Origin of the sequence: Corynebacterium sp. HMSC064H12 (assembly GCF_001809925.1) — a bacterium.
Lineage (GTDB): Bacteria > Actinomycetota > Actinomycetes > Mycobacteriales > Mycobacteriaceae > Corynebacterium > Corynebacterium jeikeium_D.
The window spans coordinates 20,593-42,480 of record NZ_KV799349.1 but is presented as its reverse complement, the minus strand read 5'-3'; the positions used below and the strand labels follow the sequence as shown (position 1 = coordinate 42,480).

The window sequence follows — 21,888 nt, the reverse complement described above, 5'->3', positions numbered from 1 at the left end:
TGGGTGAGAACAATGTGTTGGACTCACTACTGGTGAGCGACTGATGCTGGATGCATGAACACTTCTTCTCATGGGCGCCGCGGTTCGTTGCTGTGGACCTGTTTGACGGCGCTGGCCCCCGCTACGTGGGGGACGACATACATCGTGACCACACACCTCCTCCCAGCCGGGCATCCATTGTTTGCTGCGTTCATGAGGACGCTGCCGGCAGGGATCATCGCCTTGTGCCTGTCGAGGCAGCTGCCGCGCGGTTCGTGGAGGTGGAAGAGCTTCGTGTTGGGCGGTCTGAACATGGCCGCGTTCTTCCCCCTGCTGTTCTTGTCGGCGCAGCGTCTTCCGGGCGGGGTAGCGGCCACGCTGAATGCGGTACAGCCCATCATCGTTGCCCTGCTGGCCGTGGCTGTCCTCCACGAGCAACTCTCCGGATGGCGTCTGGGATGGGGTGTCGTGGGTGTCGTGGGCGTGGCCCTCGTGGTTCTCGGTCCAAGCGCTGCCCTGAACCCGGTGGGCGTGGTTGAAGGACTCGGCGGCGCAGTGGCCATGGCCACCGGCGTGGTCCTCACCAAGAAGTGGAAGCTCCCGGAAGGTGTCTCGCCCGTCGCACTGGCCGGTTGGCAGCTGACGTCCGCCGGCCTGCTGCTGGCGATTCCGGCGCTGCTGGTGGAGGGACCACCGCCGGTAATTCCTGTCCATGGCTGGCTTGGGTACGCCTGGCTCGGCCTGGTCGGGGCGCTGGTCTCCTACAGCCTCTGGTTTACCGGCATCCGACGGCTTCCGGTCACGTCCACAGCCCTCCTGGGACTCCTCTCGCCGTTGGTCGCCGCCCTGCTCGGCGCCCTGATCGCGCATGAACACCTCGGAGCCGAGCAGTACCTCGGCTTCGCGATCGCCCTGGCTGCCATGGTCTGTGGCCAGCTCCCCGCCCCCACCAATTATCGAAAGGACAATTCAGATTCTCGGAGCCACCGGCATGGCCGGTACCGCGATCGCGCAGGAGGCCACACGCCGCGGCCACCACGTCACTTCCGTATCGCGTAACCCACCGGAGACCAACGACCCGCATACTACCGTCGCTCGTCTCGATCTGACAGATCTCGAGGCACCCCTGCAGCCCGTCCTGAACGACTCAGACGCCGTCGTGCTCGCCGTGCGCATGGCCCCCGGCGATGAGAGCAGTGTGGCTCCGCTGACCAGCCATGTCCTCGACCACGCCGCTGTCGCGGGGGTTCGGGTTCTGGTCGTAGGAGGAGCAGCGCCCTTACGCTCACCTCACGATCGGGAGTTGCGCGTCCTGGACGACCCCACCTTCGTGCCGCCCCAGTGGCGTGACGTCGCATCGGCCAGCCTCGACCAGTTCAACGCATGTACAGAACATCCGAACCAGAACTGGACCTACCTGAGTCCGTCGGCAGTCTTCGAGCCCGGACAGGGAACCGGCGCTTATCGCCGAGGCGGTGACACGCTTCTGATCAACCACGACGGTACGTCGCGGATCACCCCTGCGGACCTGGCCCTGGCCGTACTCGATGAGCTGGAACAGCCCAGCACCCAACGTCACTTCACCGCCATCGAGCAAGCAAAGGGTCTGTCCTAAAGTTAGCGGTTCACAGAGGAATCCTCGCTAACAACCGTGAGGGGGTCGAGTTATCGGCCCCCTCCGTCTATTCCAAGGGGACGCTCTTGCTCCACGCCTACGCAGCACTGGCCTCACACGGCTTGCGGGAACCAGCCGCCCTTCTCACGATTGACCAACGTCTCCGGTCAGTACAGCTAGTGGCCCCTGATAAAGAACCCCAGCTCACCGATGAGCTGGGGTTCAGGCTTTGAGAAGACCGCTAGCAATTCACGCACTCAACAGTGCGAATAAGGACACCTAGTTGTTCACACGGTTATCGTCGTCGTGATCGCCATCCAAATCGCCGTCATCGTCATCACCATCGCCGCGATCATCGTCGTCCATGTCATCGTCACGATCATCGTCGTCACGATCGTCTTCCATGTCATCGACGTCATCAGAGTCGTCGCGATCATCGTCCTGCTTCTCAGTCGAAGTCACCGTAGTGGTCTGGACAGGAGCCGGATCGACGTCATCGCTATCGCCACATGCTGCAAGACCGAAAGCAGCGCCGGTTGCGACTGCCCCAGCTACTACCACTCGAGCTGACAAAATCCCCAGGGACACTCGAGCCTTGAGAGCGGAATCCATAGATTCTCCTAAGTCATATCGACTAACTTTGCCCTCCACAACGGAGACGTGGGCGTAGTTGGATTGGAACATGTTTGAAGGAATTTTTCTAGAAAAACAACTTCAATACAGGGCCTTCTATCTAACAGACGCCACCTTTGGAAAAGAGAGCATCTGCACGTTTGACCATTTTCACTGGTCACAATACAGGTCTTCACAAATATTCGTTTCTCATAAAAAAATTTTGCAAAACCCTACACAAGAGCGACTTAGGACACTTATTCTTACTGTAAAAGAAACTAAATCGGCGGTCCTACCGATGAGGTTTCGCCTGATTAGGACTCTCCGAAGACCACAGGACATGAACCACGGAAGATGAGTGACTATGACATCTGACCCACAGACCTCGATCCTCAATAAGGTGCGCAAAGCTTCGCGAGCTACCTCGGACCTCGTCCTCGGACTCGCACCGGTGACGCAGGCTGGTGTCCTCGGCTCGATGGGACCCGGCGCGGCTGGTAAAGCATTAAATTCCATCTACCGCTGGGACTTCCTGCCAGCTGGTCTCCTCGGCATTGCAGCCGGCCGCGATCCGCACCACACCGCAATTATTGATGACGGCGGCTCGCTGACCTACGAGGAACTGCACGAGCGCTCCACTGCCCTGGCGCGAGCACTCCGCCACGGCGATATTCAGCAGCGCGACCGCATCGGTGTGTTGGCTCGCAATCACCGCGGTTTCATTATGGCTCTGTGCGCCCACGGTCGCCTCGGCACCGACCTGGTACTGCTCAACACCGGTGCCTCTGCCGAGCAGACTCTGGCCGTGATTCGTGAGCAGAAGATTGACTTCCTGTTCATTGATGAGGAATTCACTCGCATGCTGCCGGAGGACTTCGATGAATGCCCGGTCGCCGTGTCGTGGTTTGAAAACTACGGTGACACCTCCTGCGTTCGCGAAGGCTGGACCTCCATGCAGGAGATGCTGAAGACGGCACCGCCGGCAAAGTGGCCGACCGCCGAGCTGCCAAGCCGCCCGCGCCGTGGCCGCGTTATTATTCTGACTTCCGGAACCACCGGCACTCCAAAGGGCGCCAAGCGCCCGGAGCCGCGCAGCTGGATGCCGGCATCTTCCATCATGAGCCGCATTCCGCTGCGTCAGCGTCGCCCGGCTTACCTTGCGGCTCCGCTGTTCCACACTTGGGGCTTCGCAACTGCACAGCTGTGCATCGCACTGCGTTCCACCATGATTATGCGCCGCAAGTTCGATCCAGCCGACAGCCTCCGCATTATCGAACAGCACTCTCCGCACACCATCTTCCTGGTGCCGACCATGCTGCAGCGCATGATTGAGATTCTCCCCGACAACTATGACATCGGTGCGACATCACTGAAGGTCATCGCATCCTGCGGTTCGGCCATTCCGGAGGGAATTGTCACCAAGACCCTCGAGCGCTTCGGACCGGTTCTCTACAACCAGTACGGCTCCACCGAGGTCAGCTGGGCAACCATTGCTACCCCGGATGAGCTCAAGGCAAATCCGACCACGGCAGGTCGCGCACCGCTGGGCACTCGTGTCCAGATTCTCGACGAAGACGGCAACCGCGTTGCTGACGGCGAGACCGGTCGAATCTTCGTGGGCAACAACATGTTGTACGAGGGCTACACCCGCCCCGGCGCGGACAAGCAGGTCATTGACGGCATGGTCTGTACCGGTGACCTGGGTCGAATGGAAAATGGCCTGCTCTACATCTCCGGTCGCGAGGACGACATGATTGTCTCCGGTGGCGAGAACGTCTTCCCACGTCAGACCGAAGATGCGCTCAGCCAGCTCGAAGGCATCCGCGAGTGCGCAGTCGCAGGTGTTCCGGATGAGCGCTTCGGCCAGGCCCTGGTTGCCTGGGTTGTCCGCGACGACTCCCCTGAGGGTCGCGCCCTGACCAATGAGCAGATTCGCACATATGTCAAGCAGCACCTCAGCCGATTCGCCGTTCCGCGCGAGACCGTGTTCCTCGATGAACTGCCACGCAACGCAGTCGGCAAGGTGGTTCCTCGCCACCTGCCGAAGCCGTGGGAGAACGCCGCCGAGGAGAAGGCGGCTTAGGGCGCAGGGACCGTCGTAAAGCGAACGGCAGACACGAAAAGGACGCGGTAAAAACTTCCATTGTGGAAGTTACCGCGTCCTTTTTGCGTGTCCTAGGAAGAACTAGAGCTGATTAGCCGGCGTTCAAAACACCGTAGTCCGTGACGGGCTCACGGAAAATCTCTTCGCCGTCCTGGGTCACGGTTACCGCATTCGGAGTGACGGTATACGTGTAGCCACCATTTTTCGCGACAGCACGGTTCCCGGAGAAACTATCTACTGTGTACGCATCCGGGGTATCCGAAATCTCACCGAAGTCACCAATGTAATGGCGCTGCTGGCGGTTATTGGAGTTCTCACAAATCACGGCCTTACCCGAAGAAGTCTCCGCCAGCACACGCGCGTAATACCCACCCGAGCAGCGAGCGGTACTGCCAACCCAACCTTTGGCATCGATATCATCGCGATCCATACCGAACGCGCGGAGACCAAAATTTCCCCTCTGCGTAGTGCTAGGAGCGCTGCTCTCCGGCTGCTTCGTCGTTTCCGGCTCGACGGTCTGGGTATAGGTTTCCGTGTACGTCTCCACCGGCGCCGGGGACGCAGTGCTTGACGACGAGTCCCCTGCCGCAACCGTATCGGGAGACTGCGGGGAATTATCGGAGGAATTATTCAGGTAGTACGCGCCACCGATACCGGCGACCGCTGCAAGTGCAACACCGACGATGCCCAAGGCCACGAACAGACCGTTGTTGCTCTTCTGCTCAGGTACCGGAGCCTGCTGATAAGCCGGATACTGCTGGGTGTAGCCGCCCTGGTTCGGCCCCTGCGTCTGGTACTGGTACTGAGGCTGGTGCTGGCCTTGAGCCCCGCCCTGCGGCTGCTCCCAGGCAGATGTTGCATAACCGTCCTGCTCCCAATCCTGCGGGGAGGACGAACGCGGGTTGTACTGGTCGGTCATCGCTAAATTCCTTATTACTTCAGAGCCACACTTGTGCTCGGCCAATAACGTGGTGGCGTGCGACTTCGCCCACAGCGGAACTTGCCACTACGTATTTTCCATTAACACTATGCGTTGCCCAGCGTACCCTGCTTGAAGCTAGCACTAGCTCAGAGCGGCACTTTGTTCTTGAAGAAATTGACGTAGTTCCGATCGGAGATCTTTCCCAGCATAAACTCTGGCTCCAACCCGAACATCGACCAACGAGTTTTCGTTGACCAGGACAGCGACTGCGGTGTTGTGGTGCGGTGGTAGCTGATCTGGTAACCGTCAGTGTGCACTCGAATCTGCGTGTATCCACCCGGATAGCCAAGTGCAGCACCCCGCTCACAGAAGTCCGTATCCCCATAGTCAGCGATACCACGACGGCTGCGGTGCGTATGACCAGCGAACACACCTTTGGCGCCCGGCGTGGCAGCCAGGATCTCCTGGAAAACCTTGGCCTGCTGAGCCTCGACCATGAATGCCTCACCACCGAAATGCGAACGCACCGCATCCTGAGTAAACGGGTGGTGCGCAAACAAAATTGTCGGACGCTCTGGATCCTCTGCGAGTTCAGCACGCAATGCACGCATCTGGCGCTCATTAATACGCCCACCTGCATAACCAAACTCGGCGGTATCAACACCGATGAGGCGCACTTCGCCGACGCGAGTCGACCAGTGCTGCTGCGTCGGCACAAGACGCTGGCTGAAGTAATCCGGAACCGCGGTCTTGCCCTTGCGGATTCCGCGTCCCCGGAAACCATTGATATTGGGTAGCCCGGGCGGGTGCACATCGTGATTACCACGGGTGACAAACCAGTTTTTCCCAAACTCACCGAAAGTATCCAAAACCCTGATGAGCTCGTCATACTCCTCAGGGCGGTTGCTATCCGTGCAATCGCCATTGACGACGAGAGTGTCTAACCCGGCAGCCTTTACCGTGTCCACCAGACCCTGCAATTGCATAGAGGCGAAAGGCTGCTCTCCTGGATCAGAGGAAAGACCGAGGTTGCCAATGCGAATGCCGTCATGATTGGGCTTACCAATGTGTGTGTCATTCGTCAGCGCGAACGTCGCCAAATGTGCACCCGCCAACGCTGGCAGAGTACTTACGACGCCTGTCTTCTCCGGCGCCGTCTTGCTCATGGTGATATTCAGCGATGGGACTGCGCGGCAGTTGTGGGACCAGCACTCAAAGCGGTACTCCCGTCCCGGCTCCAACCCGTCAATGACCACATGGTGGTAGCCCGACTCTGAATATCCCTCGTGCACGAGCTCTAGCTGCGTCGAATCCGCTGGACCAAGCAGCACCCGCTCATCCGAAGGGACAGTCGGCTTAATAAAGCCATACGCTGTCTGCACCCCAGGAGCATATGTTGCCCATGTAAATGCCACTGACGTGTCTGTGACAGTGATGACCTCTAAGTCACTAGCTAGTACTTGCCACGACTTGGAATCCGACTGGGTAAGCCCCAGCCCTGACGTGACGTACTCCAGGCCGTAAGCTCCCGAGGTTTTTGCGACGGCCATTGAACTTGCAGCAAGAGTCGCAACAGAGAGGTAGGCCCGGCGAGAAATGCTCATGGCAATAAAGCCTAGAACCTAAAGATGAAAAATAGATGAACTTTCCCTCTAATCTCAGAAAAATAGGAACGCAACAGCAAACACACGCAACTTGAAACAGCGCAAAAATAAAACACCGTCCTGCCAACTCATGGCAGGACGGCGTTTTAGGAAATGTGGCTTGAGCACCTAGGTGAACAATTACCGGCTCACCAGCATGTAGATCGCTCTGAAACTGTAATTACTTCAGTTCCTTGGAGGACAGCCCCAGGGTGCGGCGAGCAACAACTAGCTGCTGAATCTGCTGGGTGCCTTCGAAGATATCCAGGATCTTGACGTCGCGGGACCACTTCTCCAGCAGGTTGCGCTCGGAGTAACCGAAGGTGCCTGCCAGCTGAACAGCGCGCAAGCAGATCTCGGTACCAGCGCGGCCGGCCTTGGCCTTACACTCAGAAGCCTCCAGGGTGTTCGGCTGCTTGTTGTCAGCCATCCACGCAGCGCGCAGAGCCAGGAGGTATGCAGCCTCCCAGTCGGACTCCAGCTTCAGGTACTCAGCTGCAGCAGCGCTCTGGGTGTGCGCTGGTGCATCATAGTCAATCTCGATGCCAGCCTCTTCCAGGATGCGACGCAGCTCTTCCAGCGAAGCACGGGAGACACCGATGGCCATACCGGCAACCAGCGGACGAGTGTTGTCGAAGGTCGCCATTGCGCCGGCGAAGGACTTCTTAACATCAATGTCCGGGGAACCCAGCAGATTCTCCTTCGGAACGCGGACGTTGTCCAGGCGGAGCACTGCGGTATCCGAGGAACGAATACCCAGCTTCTCTTCCAGGCGCTCCACGGTGAAGCCCGGGGTGCCCTTCTTCACCAGGAAGGACTTGATGGCAGCGCGGCCCTTGGACTTGTCCAGGGTCGCCCACACAACGACGGAATCGGAACGCTCACCAGCAGTAACGAAGATCTTCTCACCGTTGATGACGTAGTCGTCACCATCGAGCTTGGCAGTGGTGGAAACAGCGGAGGAGTCAGAACCGAAGGACGGCTCGGTAATTGCCATGGAAGCCCAGGTCTTACCGAAAGCCTCCAGCTGCTCATCAGTAGCAACAGCTGCGATAGCTGCGTTACCCAGACCCTGGTACGGCAGGGACAGGGTCAGCCCCACGTCACCCCAGCAGGTCTCAATAACGTTGAGCAGCGAAGCCATGTTGCCACCGTTTTTTACACCGGTACGCTTCTTTTTCTTGTCATCGCCACGTCCGCCGGAAGCACCGGAGAAGCCACGGCCACCATCTGCCATGCCGTCCATCATGGAGGCAAGGGTGTCGAGTTCCTTCGGGTACTCGTGCTCAGCGAGATCGTACTTACGGGAAATCGGTCGGAAGATCTCAGCGGCGGCCTGATGCGACTGGGACGCGCCCGCCTTGAGGAACTTCGGCAGTTCGAGGTTAATCATTTTCTTTCCTCTTAATTCTTTTCGGCTGAAGTATCTAGCGGTTTACAGAACGACGATGCCTTCGGCGACACCAATTGCGCGGAGGTCACGGTACCAACGCTCAACCGGGTGCTCCTTGGTGAAGCCGTGGCCACCGAGCAGCTGCACACCGTCGGAACCAATCTTCATACCCTTTTCAGTGGCGAAGGTCTTAGCCAGAGCTGCCTCGCGAGCGAAGCCGCGACCCTGGTCAGCGCGGGAAGCACCGCGGAGAGTAATCATGCGGAGACCATCGAGCTCAATCTTGATGTCGGCGACCATGAAGGCCACTGCCTGGCGGTGGGAAATCGGCTCGCCGAATGCCTGACGCTCATTGACGTAAGGAATGACGTAGTCGAGAACTGCCTGAGAAGTACCCATTGCAAGAGCTGCCCAGCCGAGGCGGGAACGACGCAGAATGTCGAGGTATGCCTCTTCACGGTCTGCAGCCGAGGTGCTAGCGCCGCCGAGAATGTTCTCGGCCGGAACCTTGACATCCTTCAGGATGACGCGACCCATTGCGGCACCGCGCAGACCCATGGACGGGTCAGCCTCAACGTGGAGACCTTCAGTGTCGGACTCAACGATAACCAGAGCCGGCTTACCCTCGAGCTCAACACCGATGATGAACAGCTCAGCTGCGCCGGCGTTCGGAACGAAGGACTTAACACCGTTGAGGACCAGCGAATCGCCCTCGCGCTTTGCGGTGGTTTCAGGCTTGCGTGCGTCGAAAAGCGGGCGCGGCTCTGCGAGAACAACAGCGGCGGCCGGGACGTTCTCGCCAGCGAATGCCGGCAGGTAGGTCTTCTGCTGCGAGTCGGAGCCGTGAGCGGTCAGGGTGGCAGCGACACCGGCCGGAGCCAGCACTGCCAGAGCCAGACCCATGTCACCGTAGGACAGAGCCTCCGCGACCAGCGCGTTGGTGGTGACGTCCTCGCCGGTAGCGATGCCCTCGAAAGCCTCCGGGACGTTGATCATAGTGACGCCCAGCTCAGAAGCCTCAGAGACGAGATTCTCCGGGGGAGTTGCCTCGTGGTCGGACTTGTAAGCAGCCTCGCGCAAGCGCGACTCAGCAAACTCCTTAACCGTCTCGACGATCATCTGCTGATCCTCGGTCGGGGTGAGGTCGAAGAGCTTCTTTGCCTTCTCCTCGGCTGCGGCCTCCTGTGCAGCCTGGGCTTCCTCAGCCGGACGCTCCGGCTTACCGGAACCGGAAATCTTCTTAAACTGACGGTTCGCGGCACCAAGGGTCTTAAAACCGGACTTGGTGGACTGGTACACCACGCGGTCGATCTTTGGCTGAAGGTCGTACTTCTGGGCGAAGTCCGAACCAGTAATCGACGTGATGAACCGCATTGCCGCTCCGATAGCGTCGCGACCAGGGTTATTGCGGCCGACAGTCGAATCTTCGCGGTTCTTCTTCTCGCTCATGTGATCATGGCCTTTCGAGTCAGAACTATTACTGGCATAACAATAAAACAATCACGTGACCGTTGTCACAAGAATTGAAAAAACATTGCCAAGTAACAGAAAACTTTCAGGCTTCTAACTTGTCAGGCGATAACGCGGTTAACAACGTAGTTGCGATCAGAGAGCTCACCAAGCAGAGCCTCGGGCTCGAAACCGTACATCGCCCAACGGGCACGCGCAGTCCACGCAAGCGCATCTTCGCTGCTCAAACGGTGAAAGTTAACCTGGTAGCCACCGGAGTAGACATGCAGCAGTGTGTAGCCACCGGGGTATGCTTTGCACGCGCCGGTCTCCAAATAATCAACGCCGGCCCCAACATCACCGCGAGTACGCTTTGCACGGTGGGTGTGACCTGCCCCCGCAAAGAATACACCCGGAGCGTCGTTAAGCATCTGCTGCAAGCGTCGTGCATCAGCGCTGTTGAGAATGAAGGTGGGCCCGGCAGCATGTGTCCAACCAGCCTCGGAGGTAATTGGGTGATGAGCCAGCACAACTGTCGGCTTACTGGGGTCACGCTGCAATTCCCGCTCCAGTGCATCGAACTGTTCCGGGCTAATTTCGCCGCCGGACTCATCCAACTTCGATGAATCCAGCCCTATGACACGGACCGGCCCCTGCTGAGTGACCCACAGTTCCTGCCGCGGACGCCCCAGGAGAACACCGAAGGGATCGCGATGATTCTCGGTACCCTCCAAAACCGGGAATTCGTCGTAGCCAGCAGATGGATCGGCATCCGGCTTATGCGGACGATCATGATTGCCGCGGGTGACAAACCACTGCCGCTCCTGAGCACCAAAAGTATTCATAATCTCGGCAAATCGACGCACCTCCGCCGGACGTGCTTCCGACGTGGCATCACCGTTGACGAAAACCTTTTCAATCCCCATCCCCCGCAGCTCGGCGAGCGCAGCCGTCAGCATGACCTCGGGATACGGCGCGGCACCCGGTTCAGAAAAGATAGGAGCGGGGAAATCGCCGGTGATAATACCGTGCCCATTTTCGCCAATATGCGCGTCATTAAGGATGGCAATCGTGGTCAGGTACTCCCCTTCCGGAGCGACCAACGTCGTGAACTGTCCAGTTTGCTCGGGTGCATTGGGGAGGTTTCGGGTAATTAATCCCGGCTCGGCGACCAGTCCATTCGATCGACATTCGAAACGGTACGTGGTTCCAGGGCGCAGCTTATCGACGGTCACAAAGTGGTAGCCAACCTGCGTCTCGTCCTTATGTACCACGGGTAGCTCGCCGCCCTCATCGGCATCGACTGGCACTAGCGCAACTTCAGTGTCGGCCGGCGCCAGTGGAGCCAGCTTCCCCCACGCTGGATGTGGGCCTGCATACGTCGCCCACGAAAATGTCACCGACGTATCGGTCACGGTCACGACTTCCAGGTCCGTCACAACAAGGCCGCTGGTCAACCCGGTGAATGGAAACGGCGACTGGTTCGGGGCCGCCGATGCAACTGCTCGCGTCCCGACGCTATTGACGGCAACCGCTACAGCCCCCGCACCCGCTACTGCTCCCAAGCGCAATACGGATCGCCGATCAATTTTCTTATTCCCATTTACTGAATTCACGGGTGAAGAAATTACGGGATAAAAATAATCCCGGTGATAACACCGGGATAACTACACATGAATTCAGTCGCTTACGCTTCCGGCTTCACGATCGGGAACAGCACGGTTTCGCGAATGCCAAGGCCGGTCAGGGCCATCAGCAGGCGGTCAATGCCCATGCCCACACCGGTCGTCGGCGGCATGCCCTGCTCCATTGCGTGCAGGAAGTCCTCATCCAGAACCATGGCCTCGTCGTCGCCGCCAGCGGCCAGTCGCGCCTGATCCTCAAAGCGCTCACGCTGGACAACCGGGTCAACCAGCTCGGAGTAGCCGGTAGCCAGCTCGAAGCCACGGACGTAAAGATCCCACTTCTCGGTCACGCCAGGCTTGGAGCGGTGCTGACGAGTCAGCGGAGAGGTCTCGACCGGGAAGTCGCGGACAAAGATAGGACCGTCGAGCTGGTCTTCACAGAGCAGCTCCCAGATTTCCTCAACCAGCTTGCCGTGGCCCCAGCCGCCCTTTTCCGGAACCTCAAGTCCAATCACATCGGCGATTGCCTTTAGCTCCTCGACGGTGGAGTCGATGGTCACTTCCGGCTGACCAGGGAACTTGCGAGCAAGTGCCTCGTTCAGCGACGGGTACATCTCAATCTGCTTCCACTCGCCGCCAAAGTCGAACTCCGTACCGTCGGCAAGCGTAACAGTCGTCGAACCGAAGACCGCGACGCAGATTTCCTGAATGACCTCGCGGACGGTGCGGGCGGAGTCATCGTAGGTGCCGAATGCCTCGTAGTACTCCAGCATCGCGAACTCCGGGCTGTGCGAGGAGTCGATACCCTCGTTGCGGAAGTTACGGTTGATCTCAAAGACTCGCTCCATACCGCCGACGACGCAGCGCTTGAGGAAAAGCTCCGGCGCGATACGCAGGTAGAGATCGATGTCCAAAGCGTTGGAATGAGTCACGAATGGACGTGCAGCTGCACCGCCGTGCAGAGTCTGCAGCATCGGGGTTTCGACCTCGAGGAAACCGCGACGCTCAAGGGCGTGGCGCAGCTCGCGGATGACCTTGATACGAGTCAGTGCGTTAGTACGCGCCTGCTCACGCATAATCAGGTCCGTGTAGCGGTGACGCACGCGACTGTCCTCGGACAGATCAGCGAACGACACCGGCAGCGGACGCAGAGCCTTCGAGGCCATCTGCCACTTCGTAGCCATCACGGACAACTCGCCGCGGCGCGAAGAAATTACGCGGCCAGTAATGAGGACGAAGTCGCCCATATCTACGTCCGACTTCCAAGCAGCCAGGGCGTCCTCGCCGACCTCAGCCTTGGAAAGCATGGCCTGCAGGGTCGTGCCGTCACCCTCCTGCAGAGCGGCAAAGCAGAGCTTGCCGGTGTTACGAATAAACATGACACGACCAATGACGGTCACGACATCCTGAGTCTCCTCGCCAGCCTCGAGGTGACCCCACTCTTCACGGACATCCTTGAGAGAGTGAGTACGGGGAACCTCAACCGGGTACGGCTGAATTCCAGCCTCGAGCAGGCGGTCACGCTTCTCGCGGCGAATGCGCAGCTGCTCAGGAACGGTGGCGGTGTTTTCAGGGGTCTTCTTCGCGTCAGTCACGGCTATAAAGGTTAGCCGACTACACCGCCGACCTGCTAGTTGAGTGCCCTTTAGACGCCAATCTTCTTGCCATCAGTGCGTACAACCTGAACGACGGCCGGGCGTGGCTGCTCCTTGCCGCCGTCCGGCCAGTGCGAGGTCGGGTTGGTGGTCGGGTCCGGGTTGTCGCCGACTGGATGACCCTGATCCGTCTCGATTTCGCCCGGGTGCTGGACGTTGACCATCACGCGGTTGGAGAAGATCTGCGGACCACAGGTCTCTGCAGCAACCGGAACAGTCAGGAAGCACTTGGTCTCACCACGACGCTCGCCTTCGACGGCAACGGCGAAAAGGCCGTCGTTGGAGTCCAGCGCGTTGCCGTCGGTGGAAACCCACAGGTTGCCGTACTCGTCAAAGGCGACGTTGTCCGGGCAGGAAATTGGCGAGACCGATTCCTTGTCGAAGCCACCGAAGTAGGTGTAAGCCTCGTTCGGGTCACCACAGACCAGCAGGAGGTTCCACTTGCCCTTGGTACCGGCGTGGTCATCTTCCATCTCCAGAACAAGGCCATTCTTGTTCTCGGTGATTGGTGCGACCTCGACGGCGTCGGCAAGCGGGCGCCCTGCACCATCCTTGCGTTCCTTGCCCTTGTCGTCCTTCGCGCCCGCCTTACCGCGGTACTTGTTGTTGGTCAGCGCCGCGTAGACCTTACCGGTCTTCGGAGACGGCTCGATATCCTCCGGGCGGTCCATACGGGTCGCACCGACCTTGTCACCGGCGATGCGGGTGTAGATGCAGACCTCTTCGGCGGTCATGCCATCAACGTGGGACTCGTGCTTGCCGTCTGCCTTGGCGGTCATCAGCGGAAGCCACTCAATGTCACCGTCGAAACGGCCGTCCTTCGGCAGCTCACCGGAGCCGTCAATCTCGGACTCGGAATTACCGTTGAACTTACCGACGTAGAGAGTGCCCTCGGACAGAATGCCCATGTTGTGCTTGAGGTCCCCCTCCTTAATCTTGCGGGAGGAGACGAACTTGTAGATGTATTCGAAACGCTCGTCGTCGCCGGAGTAGCACACGACCGTGCCGTCGTCGGTGACGTAAATCTGACCGGCTTCATGCTTGAAACGGCCCACTGCGGTGTGCTTGACCGGGGTGGAGTTCGGGTCAGATGGGTCAATCTCTACCAGCCAGAAGAAGCGGTTCGGCTCGTTCGGCTCCTTGGAGACATCGAAGCGGTCGTAGTACTTCTCCCACGCGCGGTCGGACAGCTCTTCATTCTTGACCGAGTAGCGCTTGAGCTTCTTAACTGCGTCCTCGTCCTTGAGCTTGCCAACGTTGCCGAAGTACTGGTCAACGTTCTCCTCACCGGACAGGTAGGTACCCCACGGAGTAACACCACCGGAGCAGTTGTTCAAAGTTCCCTCGACCTTCATACCGGTCGGGTCAGCCTTGGTCTTCAGCAGATCGTGACCAGCAGCCGGGCCGTCGACTGTGAACTCGGTGAAGCCAGTAATGCGACGGTTACGCTTGTCACTCAGGATTGGCTTCAGGAATCCCTTGTCATCCTCTTCCACAGCAAGGATGGTCTGGCCGTGGGCAGCCAGTCCGATGTCGACCTGCTCCTTAGTAGCATCTTCTTTCTTGTAAGCACGGAACATCATCGGCTCGGTGGTGTACTCGTGCGAGCAGACGTACAGCAGTGTGCCGTCTTCAGCCTTAATCAGGCCAGCGAAGTCATTGTTGAAGCCGAACTGCTTCAGCTGGTTTTCCGGAGTCTGCTTGTCAAAGTCGAACTCCGGGCCACCCTCGTGGATTGGGTCGCCCCAGCGAATCAGAACATTCTGCTCGTAGCCGTCCGGGATAACGACTGCGTCTTCCGTGTTCGGCTTGACGGCGTCGAAACGCATACCCTCCGGCGATTCGCCCTTGCTACCGTCACCGGCAGCAGCGGTACCGGAGGCGTCGGAGCCACCTGCGGCGCTGCCCGAATCATCAGAGGAGCAAGCGGCCAGCACGGCGCCACCGCCGACCGCAAGAGCACTAGCACCAGTGACCTTCAGTGCCGCGCGACGGGAGAATGCGCGCTGGGAGAACGCCTCCTTCGCAACATCACCGAAGTACTGGTTGTCCGAGAACTCGTTCGGAGCATCGTCAGCACAAGCATTACCACACTTGTAAGTGCAGGTCAGAGAGCTGCGAGAGGTAGCAAAAGGATTTGTCAGCAGATTCTTGCCAATACGAACCACGGGGAGACCGCCTTTGTATAGCTTCGACTAGGTGAGGAAATGGAAAACTAAAACTTTTAGATCCTCTAAGAAGCTAAGGACGTTGCGTTACCTTTCGGTTTCTAAAAATCAACTCGCCAATGAGCTTTAGCTGACGGTCTAATGACTTGCGCTTTAACGCAAAGTGAACACCCTGGTGTTGTGATTCTCCGGCTCGACTCTTCTCTCCAACTACGCAGTCGAGCCCCAGCTCTGCGGGCTACGTGGACTAGCCCTGGTTCTCCGGGCTACGCGGATTCTTCAAATCAGAACCCTCCGGCACATCCGCCGGGTCATTGCCACTTTCCAGAATCTTGTTGTCCTCATCGACGAAGATGACATTCGGCTTGTACGTACGCGCCTCAGCGTCATCCATCATTCCGTAGCCGATGATAATAACCAGATCACCCGGCGATATCAGACGAGCGGCGGCACCGTTGATGGAAATGATGCCCGAGCCGCGCTCTCCGGTAATGCAGTAAGTAGTAAGCCGGTTGCCATTATTGATATCGACGATGTCGACGGCTTCACCTTCAAGCAGGTCGGCCGCTTCCATCAGATCAGCGTCAATCGTGCACGATCCAACGTAGTGAAGATCAGCCTGAGTCACCGTGGCACGGTGAATCTTGGACTTCAACATAGTGCGAAACATGAAAAAGGTAGGTCCCTTCCTGGATTCGTCCCCTGGATGCTTGCCTACCGCGGCACCCCTTAGCGTGGCAGGTTATTAGTCGGCACACTATAATACGACAACTTCCCAGCCACGAGAAACTACTTCTAAAAGCCGTCCTACTCGCTGTCCTGCTCAACGCCAAAGCCAGCGTTCTTCAGAGTTTCTCTGCTGGACTCATCTTTCAGACGAGCATCTCGAGCAGCACGAACCTTTTCCTGCAGCTCAGCCAACTCAGCGGCCTCTTCCTCAGTCAATTCGCCGTCCAGCCCCGCCGCCGACAGAGCCGCCGACGCAATTTCGGCGTCCTTCTGCCCGAGCTGCCCGAAACCGTTTGCCGAATCCGGGCGCGGCGCACCCAGAATCAAGCCAACATTATCAATGAGACGAGTAGTGCCGACCTTCGCAGCAACCAGCAGGCGAGCTTCAGTCTCCTGGCCGTCGCCGCGCAACGCCTCGTCGGAAAGCGGGGCGAGCGCAGCGTCACGCAGCTCCAAGTAATCCAACTCGACTTCAGGCTGGCTGGCGAGCACACCACGCGCGGTTTCCAGCACAGCATCCGCACCACGGTCCGCGACAAAAGCACCAGCAGTCAGCGCAGCGGACAGGGTTACTGCGAGATTGCGCTGCTCCTCGGACAGATAGCGGTTGCGGGAGCTCATAGCCAACCCGTCGGCCTCGCGAATCACCGGTACACCGTGCAACTGCACCGGCATATTCAGGTCAGTGACCATCTGCTGCATCAGGCACAGCTGCTGGTAGTCCTTCTCACCAAAAACGGCATCAGTGCAGTTGGTGATGTTGAAAAGCTTGTTGACCACCGTCAACGCACCGGCAAAGTGCCCCGGGCGAGTAGCACCTTCGAGCTCCGAAGCCAGCGGCCCCGGCTGCACGGTCGTGCGGAAACCGTTGGGGTACATCTCCTTCGCGTTCGGCGCAAAGACCAGCTCAGCACCGACAGCGCGGAGCTTCTCAACGTCTTCCTCCAGAGTCCGCGGGTAGGCGTCAAAGTCCTCCCCCTCACCGAACTGCAGCGGATTGACGAAAATCGACACCACCACAACAGCGCGCGGCAGCGTCTTCGCGGCCTGTACTAGTTCAAGGTGCCCCTGGTGTAGCGCACCCATCGTAGGTACGAGCACCACCGGCCGCCCGGTCTTCCGCAACGCACGGGTGACCTGCGCGATTCCCGCAATAGTCTTGTGAACAGTTGTCTCTCCGGCGGTATAACCCGTCATGTTTCCTCCGCGTTCAGATCTACCGGACCAAACTTTTCGCCCGACGGCAATACCTTACGCCACATCCCGGATGACCAGAACAGCCAGTCCGCTCAGCTCATCGGCGTAGGTACCGCAAAACCTCGTTGGCGCCGCGCAGCTCGGCGATGCGCTCGGCAAGAGCCAGGTAGGCGGTTCCCATTTCCGGTGCCACCGCTTCAATTTCACGTTCGTGCTTGACGACGGTCCCAAGGTCGTCCCGCGTCACCGGGCCAGTCAGCCCCCGGGAACCCCACCTCAAGGCATTGTCCAATGAAGCTTCCAGCAGTGGACGGAGCAGCTCGGCGGCCTGGCCTCGACGCAGCTCAGCTAGGTCGGTGTCTTCGGCTGCTGCGTCTCCGCCGATAGTGGTTGCCAGCATTTCTACTGCATCGACCACAACTGCGCCCAGACCGTTTGAGCCGTGGGCCATAGCCGCGTGATAAAGGCCGCGGTGACGTTCGTTGATGAACACCGGACGACCGCCGAGTTCACCAATGAGCAGTTCACTGACTGTTTTCGCGAGCTCATCCCCAACAGTGATACCCCATGGGCAACCGGTCAGGAGCTCGGAGTCGTCGTCAAGCCCTGCGAATGTCATTGCGGGATGGGCGGCGATGGTCAGCGCGCCGGTGAGTGCGACCGGATCGAGCACGGCACGCCCGAGGGAACCAGAAGTATGCATGACGATGCGTCCGGGGCCGACATGGCGGGCGACTTCCTCGGCGACCTCTGCGATGGCGCGATCCGGCACGGCGATAACGATGAGCTCGCAGGTGGAAGCTGTGTCGGCAATGCTACTAACCTGTGCGTTCGGGAGACGTAGATGCGCTCGTGTGACAGATTCTGGTGAGCGCGCGACCACGTGAGTGACACGATGCCCACAGTGCTCTAACGCCTGGCCGAGCGCGACCCCGACTTTTCCGGCAGAAATAATCCCCACCGCCAACCGCGGAGCGGTTGTCCGATGGGGATGGGAATCATGCTGGCTTTGCGTCATGACTGACTAGGTTAGACCAAACCAGCTATGTGCAGTGAGTAGGCCGCGCATACTCGGTAAGCGACTAGGCCTCTTCGTCCTCGCGCTGCTCCCTCTTCTTGCGCATCTGCGCCATCAGCTCGGCAACCGTCAGGCTGCCCTTGTTGTCCTCAGCACGGCGCCGACCGTGGCTTGCAGGCTCCTGCTCAGGAGCCTGAGCCGGTTTCTGAGCTGGCTCTTCTGCGAGGTCCTCATCGCGAATGGCCTGCAGCTGGCGAGTCGGAGAGTCCGAGGCATCGTCCGATTCCGGCGCAGCGAATGGGTGCCGTGCACCGTGTGCCTCGTGAGCACCGCCCTGAGAATCATCCTCTGCGGCGTCCTCGGCCGGGGTTTCCTGCCAGTTGATGGCGCGGAAAGAGTTAGTGGAGAACTTCTCCTTGGAAACGGCTTCGTCATCCTTGGAATCGGCGACTTCGTGGACGTCAACCGGCTGGCCAGACGGCGAGAATGTACGGCGCATGTCGGTGGCCTCGGCGTCTTCAACCGGCGAAGCGGAGGAAGCGGAGCCCGTGCCGCCGTGCTGGGTATGAACGCCAACAGTGCCGTTAGCGGTCATCTCAGCGCGGTGGGAAGTCGCGCGTGGTGTCGGCCGGTCGTGACCGGTCGGATCCTTCATCGGCGAGGCCTGCTGTGGCGAGTCGAGCTCACGCAGACGCTCGGCCTGGGCGCGAAGAGCAACCTGCTCGTCGTCGAAATCCTCCCCCATGAACTCAGCAAGCTGGGCACGCAGTGCAAAGACCTCAGCGCGCAGCGCCGCAATGTTGTCATCGTTGTTACCCTCAAGCGAGTCCAGGTAGTTCTGCTCGAGAATCAGCTCCTGCTCACGGTGAGTAGCCAGCTCGCGGTCAAGCTCCACCTTGTGCAGTTCCTCGATTGTCTCCAACCGCTTGCGCTCCAGCGCAATGGTCTTGCGGTATCGAGTCACCAGCACAGCCCCGATAACTGCCGACCACAACGCCAGCAGCACGGCAACCTTCATCCACCCGGCAGAGGAGGCAAAGAGCATGACGATACTGGCAATCACCGCGAGCATCAGCAGCACAACCATGAGAATGACGGCGGTTTTCTCCGTCATACCATCGGTAGAACTGAATTTCGTCACATCATTGCTCTGCTCATCTGCATATGCCGCATCAGCCCCGGAGTTAGCCCCAGCGGAGTAGCTTTCGAAAGCCGAAGAAGGCGACGGAGACGGAGACTCGGCCATATCCGACGAAGTAGCTGCCGCGTCGCCCTGAAAATATGCGGCATCACCCGAGCGCTTCGGGTCATTACCGGCGTTGGAGAGGTCAGTCATAACTCCCACCCTACCGAGTTAGTTCCCATTTCCCCGCTAGGAGGCGAAGAATTTTCGCCATCAGTTGGCAATTGGCAAACTTTTTCCAGCCACAGCCCCGCCGCAGCGAGCAAAATGCCGGATACTGTGCCGACAATCATGATCGGCCCGTCGGCCTGTGCAGCCGCAAGCTCCGTCCACTTCGGCAAAGCCCACAGCACGCCACCGGCGTACAAACCTCCGAGAATCGCCCCCAACCATGCGGATGCCGTACCGACCACCAGCCATCGCGACAACGTTAACGGCTGCACCTGGCTGCGATCCTGCCCGACCTTCCCCTCTTTCAGCACCGACTTAATCCACCGCGCTGCCGCCACACAGACAGCTGTGAGCAACCAGGGAAACCCCAGGTCCCACCAACTTCGTGGCCCGAGCGCACCGAAAAACTGTGCCACGATCATCCATGACGCCAGCGCGAGAACCAGCGCAGATGCAGCCAACGTAATCGGTGAGGTCGGTTTCATCTCTAGGCCTCTTCTCCATCCGCGCTGTCTGCTAGACGCACTGCGTTTACGTCTTCAGGTGCCAGCTTATCGACGAGTGCTGCGACCCGAACTCCCCCCAATTCGGCATCCGGGTCGGCATCGAGCCACGGCACCAGTACAAAGGCACGCTCGGTTGCCCACGGATGCGGCAGGGTCAGAGTCGAATCGTCAGAGATGATCTCCTCGCCGGTGTCCTTGTCAGTGACCTGCACAATGTCCACGTCGAGCGCCCGTGGTCCCCAGTGAATTTCGCGCACTCGACCAGCGTCATTTTCCAGTTTCCAACCAGCTTCCAGCAGCTCCATTGGTGTCCGGGACGTATCGACAATGAGCACGGCATTGAGGAAGTCACCCTGCTCTACCCCACCCCAAGGCGGGGTGGCATAAATTTTTGAAGCTGCGACCAATTCATCGGCGAAGAAGTCCTGCACACCTGTTAGGTTTTCTCGCGCGCGGTCCATGTTCGCGCCGATAGAAACAACTGCGCGAATCATGCCAACCGCTTCTTCCGCGAACGGCGGGCTGTCACCGCAGCGTCATCGAAGTCGAGCGGAATGGGCGCATGTGGTTTGTGAATGGTCACTTCCACCGCGTGCAACAGTGGGGACAATCCGCGTTCGGCGCGGGCGTCGTCGTCGGCAAGCACTGCTTCGGCGATCTCGGTCGCGACTGTTTCAATGAGGTTGCGAGGAGTGCCGGTTAAAATTCCGTGCGCTGTGGCTGCAATGTCGGCGTAGTTGACGGTGTCGTCCAGCTCATCGCTCGCAGCAGCACCGGAGAAATCCAGCCACAGGGTGACATCACAGATGAAGTCCTGGCCATCCCGGCGCTCGAAGTCGAGACAACCGTGGTAGCCGTGGGCTTTCAGACCTTTGAGTTCAATGCGATCAGCCACTGTGTTTACGCGTCTCCTTCCAGAGCCGACTCGGCTGGTGATTCCGCAGCCGACTCGTTGTGCTGCGCAGCGCGGTTAGACCCACCTTCCGGATAGTCGCCGGCCGCTGTGTAACCGGTCAGTGAACGTCCAAGGTTCCATGCCTGCGCCACACGCACTGCGTCGAGGTTGTCGGCCACATTGTGAACTCGAACCGCCCATGCGCCCGCCGCTGCGGACAGCGCGGAAATTGCGGTAGTCGCGGCATCAGCCTGCTTTGGTGCTCGTACCTCACTGCCAACGGCGGCGACGAAACGCTTGCGGGAAGCACCGACCAACAGGGGGAAACCGAGGTCAATAAGCTCCGGCAGGTCGTGGAGGAGCGCCCAATTGTCATCGGCGTTTTTGGCAAAGCCCAGGCCTGGGTCGAGGACAATATTTTCCTCGACGATTCCGGCACCCATGGCACCGTCGACAAGCTGAAGCAGGTGCTCACGAACATCGGCGACAATGCCGTCCGGGTGAGTTTCGGCGCGCCCAGAAGCGGAGCCGAAGCGATCGGTCTTCCAGTGCATCAGGCAGATGGGCACATCGGCATCGGCGCAGACTGCGTACATGTTGGGGTCTGCGAGACCGCCGGAGACATCGTTGATGAACACCGCGCCCCTGGCGATTGCTGCCTCTGCGACACTTGCGCGCATAGTATCGACGCTGATCAGGTGCCCGTCTGCCGCGAGCTCACGGACCACCGGCACGACCCGGGCAATTTCCTCATCCTCGGAAACGCGGTGTGCGCCGGGACGAGTGGACTCGCCACCGATGTCGAGAATATGTGCGCCTTCAGCGAGCAGCTCGTGCGCATGGGCAATCGCCGCGTCGAAGGTCTTGTACAGGCCGCCATCGGAAAAGCTGTCCTCGGTGACGTTGACAATGCCCATCACTTTGCAGAGCTGATTCTCGATACCCATCTCCGCCGGCTGTCCTGCCTGCGCTTGCAAGGGGGATTCAGTCACCTTGTTGTCCAGCCTTTCCAATCGACCATTTA

General features: G+C 59.3%; 18 protein-coding genes and 1 pseudogene. 3 read left to right on the top strand and 16 right to left on the bottom strand.

The genetic code is table 11. The annotated features are described in order from the left end of the window. Nucleotides 1-54: 54 nt before the first annotated feature. Together HMPREF2681_RS07425 and HMPREF2681_RS07420 are read left to right on the top strand one after the other, a co-directional pair. Nucleotides 55-1,038 (top strand): EamA family transporter, encoded by a 984-nt coding sequence (locus HMPREF2681_RS07425; protein WP_246822709.1) that lies wholly within the window; start codon nt 55-57, stop codon nt 1,036-1,038. Beyond that, nucleotides 971-1,594, top strand: coding sequence for an NAD(P)-dependent oxidoreductase (locus HMPREF2681_RS07420; RefSeq protein ID WP_070546632.1), 624 nt, complete (start codon nt 971-973; stop codon nt 1,592-1,594). The genes HMPREF2681_RS07425 and HMPREF2681_RS07420 overlap by 68 nt, the downstream gene beginning before the upstream one ends. Before the next feature lie 279 nt (nt 1,595-1,873). Here HMPREF2681_RS07420 and HMPREF2681_RS07415 read toward each other — a convergent pair whose 3' ends face one another. Beyond that, nucleotides 1,874-2,206, bottom strand: a complete 333-nt coding sequence (locus tag HMPREF2681_RS07415) for a hypothetical protein (RefSeq protein WP_070546626.1) — start codon at nt 2,204-2,206, stop codon at nt 1,874-1,876. Nucleotides 2,207-2,570: 364 nt separating this feature from the next. Here HMPREF2681_RS07415 and HMPREF2681_RS07410 point away from each other — a divergent pair, with 364 nt between their 5' ends. Beyond that, on the top strand, nt 2,571-4,289 hold the full coding sequence (locus tag HMPREF2681_RS07410; RefSeq protein WP_070546624.1) for an AMP-binding protein: 1,719 nt from the start codon (nt 2,571-2,573) through the stop codon (nt 4,287-4,289). A gap of 112 nt (nt 4,290-4,401) precedes the next feature. Here the strand turns inward: HMPREF2681_RS07410 and HMPREF2681_RS07405 are convergent, their stop codons facing one another. From HMPREF2681_RS07405 to folP, 15 genes and pseudogenes are all read right to left on the bottom strand, one after another. Next, a complete protein-coding gene (locus HMPREF2681_RS07405) occupies nt 4,402-5,229 on the bottom strand; it encodes a hypothetical protein (protein ID WP_070546622.1) in 828 nt (275 codons plus the stop codon). 149 nt (nt 5,230-5,378) lie between these two features. Next, the gene (locus HMPREF2681_RS07400; protein WP_070546620.1) at nt 5,379-6,836 is read right to left on the bottom strand and encodes a purple acid phosphatase family protein; all 1,458 of its coding nucleotides are present in this window, start codon (nt 6,834-6,836) and stop codon (nt 5,379-5,381) included. Between the two features lie 220 nt (nt 6,837-7,056). Continuing rightward, nucleotides 7,057-8,268: an acyl-CoA dehydrogenase family protein gene (locus tag HMPREF2681_RS07395; RefSeq protein WP_070546617.1), complete on the bottom strand. Its 1,212-nt coding sequence runs from the start codon at nt 8,266-8,268 to the stop codon at nt 7,057-7,059. Nucleotides 8,269-8,310: 42 nt separating this feature from the next. Next, a complete protein-coding gene (locus tag HMPREF2681_RS07390) occupies nt 8,311-9,717 on the bottom strand; it encodes an acyl-CoA dehydrogenase family protein (protein WP_048731769.1) in 1,407 nt (468 codons plus the stop codon). A 122-nt stretch (nt 9,718-9,839) separates the two neighbouring features. Further along, nucleotides 9,840-11,333, bottom strand: a complete 1,494-nt coding sequence (locus HMPREF2681_RS07385) for a metallophosphoesterase family protein (RefSeq protein WP_016421477.1) — start codon at nt 11,331-11,333, stop codon at nt 9,840-9,842. 71 nt (nt 11,334-11,404) lie between these two features. Beyond that, nucleotides 11,405-12,937: a lysine--tRNA ligase gene (lysS, locus tag HMPREF2681_RS07380; RefSeq protein ID WP_038626637.1), complete on the bottom strand. Its 1,533-nt coding sequence runs from the start codon at nt 12,935-12,937 to the stop codon at nt 11,405-11,407. A gap of 50 nt (nt 12,938-12,987) precedes the next feature. Continuing rightward, complete coding sequence (locus tag HMPREF2681_RS07375) at nt 12,988-15,165, bottom strand: PhoX family protein (protein ID WP_070546615.1); 2,178 nt, start codon at nt 15,163-15,165, stop codon at nt 12,988-12,990. A 247-nt stretch (nt 15,166-15,412) separates the two neighbouring features. Beyond that, on the bottom strand, nt 15,413-15,835 hold the full coding sequence (gene panD / locus HMPREF2681_RS07370) for an aspartate 1-decarboxylase (protein WP_016421480.1): 423 nt from the start codon (nt 15,833-15,835) through the stop codon (nt 15,413-15,415). 314 nt (nt 15,836-16,149) lie between these two features. Then, nucleotides 16,150-17,091 (bottom strand): annotated as a pseudogene (panC, locus tag HMPREF2681_RS07365) (pantoate--beta-alanine ligase); the annotation flags it as partial. A gap of 97 nt (nt 17,092-17,188) precedes the next feature. Next, entirely contained in the window at nt 17,189-18,109 is a 921-nt protein-coding gene (locus HMPREF2681_RS07360; protein ID WP_070429763.1) for a Rossmann-like and DUF2520 domain-containing protein, read from the bottom strand. Between the two features lie 64 nt (nt 18,110-18,173). Further along, nucleotides 18,174-19,445, bottom strand: coding sequence for a DUF6779 domain-containing protein (locus HMPREF2681_RS07355; RefSeq protein ID WP_070429764.1), 1,272 nt, complete (start codon nt 19,443-19,445; stop codon nt 18,174-18,176). Then, on the bottom strand, nt 19,442-19,948 hold the full coding sequence (locus HMPREF2681_RS07350) for a DUF3180 domain-containing protein (RefSeq protein WP_049190665.1): 507 nt from the start codon (nt 19,946-19,948) through the stop codon (nt 19,442-19,444). The genes HMPREF2681_RS07355 and HMPREF2681_RS07350 overlap by 4 nt, the downstream gene beginning before the upstream one ends. A 2-nt stretch (nt 19,949-19,950) precedes the next feature. Next, nucleotides 19,951-20,463 (bottom strand): 2-amino-4-hydroxy-6-hydroxymethyldihydropteridine diphosphokinase, encoded by a 513-nt coding sequence (folK, locus tag HMPREF2681_RS07345; RefSeq protein ID WP_070546613.1) that lies wholly within the window; start codon nt 20,461-20,463, stop codon nt 19,951-19,953. Further along, nucleotides 20,460-20,864, bottom strand: coding sequence for a dihydroneopterin aldolase (gene folB, locus HMPREF2681_RS07340; RefSeq protein ID WP_005510214.1), 405 nt, complete (start codon nt 20,862-20,864; stop codon nt 20,460-20,462). The genes folK and folB overlap by 4 nt, the downstream gene beginning before the upstream one ends. Before the next feature lie 5 nt (nt 20,865-20,869). Beyond that, nucleotides 20,870-21,811: a dihydropteroate synthase gene (folP, locus tag HMPREF2681_RS07335; RefSeq protein ID WP_070546662.1), complete on the bottom strand. Its 942-nt coding sequence runs from the start codon at nt 21,809-21,811 to the stop codon at nt 20,870-20,872. Between the last annotated feature and the right edge of the window lie 77 nt (nt 21,812-21,888).